Here is a 4,557-nt window from a genome sequence, read left to right as displayed (position 1 = left end):
TGTCCCGGGCCGCTGCCGCGAGCGTTCCCCGGGGTGCGGACGAGCCGAGCACCAGCTGGGCGAAGAGCAGGATTACCGCCGCCGAAAACAGATATTTTACCCTAAATTTAACCAAAATTCCAATAATTTTTCGTACCTTTGCCGACATGTCGGCAAAAACGCCTGTATCGGGCTCCTGGTGACTTCCCGCAGGGTTTTTAGGCGCGACAAAGATAGGTAAAAAATTACAGAAAGCTTACATTAGGCCTCTTAAATATGCGCACACGACTGTTCCTGTTATTTGCCTTTGCGGCCGTAACCGTTCTTACGAACGTGGCGACGGCCGGGAATATTGCGCACGGCGTCGAAGTTGTGGTTATCGACGCCGGCCACGGCGGCAAGTTCCCCGGGGCGCATTACGGCAACGTCTACGAAAAAGACCTTACGCTGAAAGTGGCGCTCAAACTCGGGGCGCTGATTGAGGAGGGGATGCCCGGCGTGAAGGTGGTCTATACCCGCAAGACGGACAAGGCCCTGGGGACTGACCTGGCGACCGACCTGCAGGCGCGTGCCGACATCGCCAACAAGGCGGGCGGCGACATTTTCATTTCGATTCACGTCAATGCGGCCAAATCCACGGCGGCGCGGGGCGTTGAAACGCTCATCATGGGCGAGAGCCCCAAGGAGCAGCGCTACAACGAAAACGCCCTGTTCGAGAATAACCGCGAAGATTTGATCGACATGTCGGACGAGCGCACGGCGGCCATCGTGCGGGCCTATATCCAGAACCTGCAGTTCACCTACGGCGAGTACAGCATGGCCATGGCCCGCTGCATCCAGAACAACTACCTGAAAGCCGGCCGGCATTCGCGGGGCATCAAGCCCCAGTTGCTGCGCGTGCTTTACGCCACCGACATGCCGGGCGTGCTGACCGAAATCGGTTTCATGTCCAATGCGCAGGAGATGGCCTACATGAAGTCGGAAAAGGGGCAGAATGAAATCGCCCGCTCGATTTACGAGGGGTTGAAGGATTATTCGGCCTACGTGCTCGAAACGCGGCGCTCGGAAGAGGAGGCGGCCGCGACCCCGAAGCAGCCGGAAAAACAGCCGGAGAAGACAATCGTCGTGGGCAAGGAGCCCGTACGCCCCGCCAGGCCGGACGGCAAGGCCGGTGCGAAAGACTCCGCTGCGGCCGTGACGCCCGAACCAAAAACCGGGCAGGAGCCTGCCGCAAAGGCGGAGGCCCCGAAAACGCAAACGCCGAAAACCGATGCCCCGAAATCCGGCGGCGGCGATTCGGCCCCCAGGCAGGCGGCGCAGCCGCTGCGCTACGCCGTGCAGGTGCTGGCCAGCGCCGAAGCCGTCCCGACCTCTTCGGCGCGCTTCAAGGGCTACCGCGGCAAGGTGAAGCAATATACGGCCGAGGGCCGTTTCCGCTATAAATACTGTGTCGGCGAATACGACACCCGCGCTGCGGCGCAGAAACGGCTGGCCGAGGTGCGCAAGGTTTTCCCGGACGCTTTCGTGGTAAGCTGCCGGGGTACGCAAATTGTGAAATGAAAACAATCGAGATATGAAAAGGGAAGTTAAAATCGGAATTTTTGCCGTGGCGATGATCGGCGTTGCGTGGGCCGGAATCCGGTTCCTGAAAGGGTTCGACATATTCAGCCGGAACGTCGAGTACTATGCGGCTTACGACCAGATAAACGGCGTGCAGAACGCTTCGCCGATTATGATGAAAGGCGTGAAAATCGGTTCGGTGACGGGCCTTTCGTTCGATCCCGCCCGCAGCGACAAAGTCGTGCTGCGCTTCACCATCAAGCGCGAATACCGCATTCCGACCGATTCGGAAGCCAAGATATTCAGCAACGGACTGATGGGCGCCAAGGCCATTGAAATCACCTACGGCACGGCGCACACCTACCTCGAGAAGGGCGATACGCTGCGCTCGAGCCGCGACCGCGACCTGATGGACATGGCCGGCTCGGAGCTGGACTTCTTCAAGCAGAAAGTGTCGCAGCTGACCACCGACCTGTCGCGTGCGCTCGAGAACCTCAACCGCCTGATGGAAACCAATGCGGACAACATCGCCGGGACGCTCGGCAACCTGAACTCCGTGACGGGCGACATGGCCCAGGTGCTCTCGGCCGAGAAGAATAACTTGAAAAGTGCGCTGGACAACCTCACGAAGTTCTCCGACATGCTCGGTGCCAATGCCGAACGCGTGGACAGTATCATCGGCGACGTCGACCGCATTACCTCGCAGCTTTCGGAGGAGGAGTTCGCCCTCAAGCTGTCGCAGGCCGTGGAACAACTCGACGATCTGGTGGCGCGCATCGCGCAGGGCGAGGGCACCGTGGGCAAGCTGGTGAACGACCCCGCGCTCTACGATTCGCTCGACAAGGCCAGCGACAACCTCGCGGCGCTGCTGGCCGACGTCAAGCAGTACCCCGGCCGCTATGTCCACCTTTCGCTTTTCGGACGCAATCCCGAGAAGATGAAGGAGAAAGCCGACAAAAAGGCCGCCAAGGCCGCAGCCCGGGCCGAACGCGATTCGCTCAAGCGGCTGCGGTAGCCGTCATATCCGCCACAGACCATGATTTATCCTGCAAACTTCGAGCAGAAGATCGGCTTCGACCGGCTTCGGGAACAGGTTGCAGCCCTCTGCACCATGCGTGCCGCCCGCGGGAAACTCGCTTCAGAAACGTTTTCCGCCTCGGCACGTGAAATCGGGCGGCGGCTGGAGCTTGCCGACCAGATGCGCCTGCTGCTCGATATGGAGCACGATTTTCCCGGCGGGGAATACCCCGACATCGACCATATCGTCGCCAAGCTGCGCGTCGAGGGTGCGTTCCTCGACGTGGAGGAGGTGGTGACGCTCCACCGGGCCCTGACCGTCGTCGGGGGCGTCGTCGGGTTCATCCTCAACCGCGAAGAGCAGTATCCGGCGCTGTACGCCCGCAGCCGGGGCGTTGTGGCGTTCCCCGAAATCGTGCAGCGAATCGACGCCATCGTCGACCGCTTCGGCAACATCAAGGACAACGCGTCGCCCGGCCTGTTGGAAATCCGGCGCGCCATCCGCGAACGCGAGGGGCAGGCGGCCAAGCGCCTGCAGGCCGTACTGTCGGCCGCCAAGAGCGCCGGCATCGTCGACGCCGACGCCCAGATTTCGATTCGCGAGGGCAAGGCCGTGATTCCGGTCGCCGCGGTCAACAAACGCAAATTGCAGGGTTTTATCCACGACGAGTCGGCCACGGGCCGCACTTTCTACGTCGAACCGGTCGAGGTCGTGGAAATCAACAACGAACTGCGCGAGCTGGAGTATGCCGAGCGGCGCGAAATCGTCCGCATCCTCACGGAGTTCACCGACTCGGTGCGCCCCGATGCGGAGTTGATTGCCGCCTCGGGCGACTACCTCGCCGAAATAGACATGCTGCGCGCCAAAGGCCGCTGGGCTTCGCAGAACGGCTGTGTGAAACCGATTATTTCGACCGACGACCGGCTGGTGCTGAAGAACGCCCGCCATCCGCTGTTGCAGCAGACCCTGCGGGCGCAGGGACGCGAGGTCGTGCCGCTCGACATGCAGCTCGACCGCCGCAAGCACATCCTCGTCATTTCGGGCCCCAATGCCGGCGGCAAGTCGGTCTGCCTCAAGACCACGGGCCTGGTGCAGTATATGTTCCAGTGCGGGTTCCCCGTCCCGGCGTCGGAGGTTTCCGAGCTGCCCGTGTTCCGCTCGGTTTTCATCGACATCGGTGACGAGCAGTCGATCGACGACGATTTGTCTACCTATTCGTCGCACCTGCTCAACATGAAGAACATGCTCGCGGGGGCTTCGTCGTCGACGCTGGTATTGATCGACGAATTCGGGTCGGGCACCGAGCCTGTTATCGGCGGCGCCATCGCCGAGGCCATCCTCGAGCGGCTGCTCGCCAAGGGGTGCTACGGTGTCATTACGACCCACTACGCCAATATCAAGTATTACGCGTCGAACACCGACGGCATCGCCAACGGCGCCATGATGTTCGACGTACAGCACATCCGTCCCCTGTTCCGCCTCGAAATGGGCAAGCCCGGCAGTTCGTTCGCCGTGGAGATTGCCCGCAAAATCGGGCTGCCGGAGGATATTATCCGCATTGCGGGCGAAAAGGCGGGCGGCGACCATATCAATATCGAGAAGCAGCTGCGCGAAATCGCCCGCGACAAGCATTACTGGGAGCAGAAACGCGACCGTATCCGCCTGACCGACCGCAAGGTCGAGGAGCTGGAGCAGACCTATGCCGGTCAGTTGGCGAAAATCCGGGCCGAGCGGCAGGAAATCCTGAAAAAAGCCAAGCAGGAGGCGCAGCAGTTGATTGCCGACGCCAACCGGCAGATCGAAAATACGATTAAGACAATCCGTGAGGCGCAGGCCGAAAAGGAGCTGACGCGCCTTGCGCGCCGTGAGCTGGACGATTTCCGCGATAGGGCCGAGAAAGCCGACGCGGCGGAGCGGGATGCCGACATCGCCCGCGAAATCGAACGCATCGAGCGCCGCCGCCGGCGTCGCGACGAACGCAAGGCGCAGCGGGGCGAGGT

At 61.4% G+C, this 4,557-nt stretch carries 3 protein-coding genes; all 3 read left to right on the top strand.

All coding sequences use genetic code 11. The features are described from left to right. The first annotated feature begins 255 nt into the window (after nucleotides 1-255). Nucleotides 256-1,539, top strand: coding sequence for an N-acetylmuramoyl-L-alanine amidase (locus QZT71_RS11985; protein WP_295916531.1), 1,284 nt, complete (start codon nucleotides 256-258; stop codon nucleotides 1,537-1,539). A 13-nt stretch (nucleotides 1,540-1,552) separates the two neighbouring features. Beyond that, on the top strand, nucleotides 1,553-2,554 hold the full coding sequence (locus QZT71_RS11980; RefSeq protein WP_295916530.1) for an MlaD family protein: 1,002 nt from the start codon (nucleotides 1,553-1,555) through the stop codon (nucleotides 2,552-2,554). A gap of 21 nt (nucleotides 2,555-2,575) precedes the next feature. Further along, nucleotides 2,576-4,557, top strand: a 1,982-nt coding sequence (locus QZT71_RS11975) for an endonuclease MutS2 (protein WP_295916528.1), incomplete at its 3' end; no start/stop codon positions are given.

The organism is uncultured Alistipes sp., from assembly GCF_902388705.1.
Taxonomy (GTDB): domain Bacteria; phylum Bacteroidota; class Bacteroidia; order Bacteroidales; family Rikenellaceae; genus Alistipes.
This window is presented reverse-complemented; position numbering and strand designations above follow the sequence as displayed.

Bases quoted from the DNA above. Each gene is read 5' to 3' on its own strand.
- QZT71_RS11985 (WP_295916531.1), top strand. From the start codon at position 256: ATGCGCACACGACTGTTCCTGTTATTTGCCTTTGCGGCCGTAACCGTT.
- QZT71_RS11980 (WP_295916530.1), top strand. From the start codon at position 1,553: ATGAAAAGGGAAGTTAAAATCGGAATTTTTGCCGTGGCGATGATCGGC.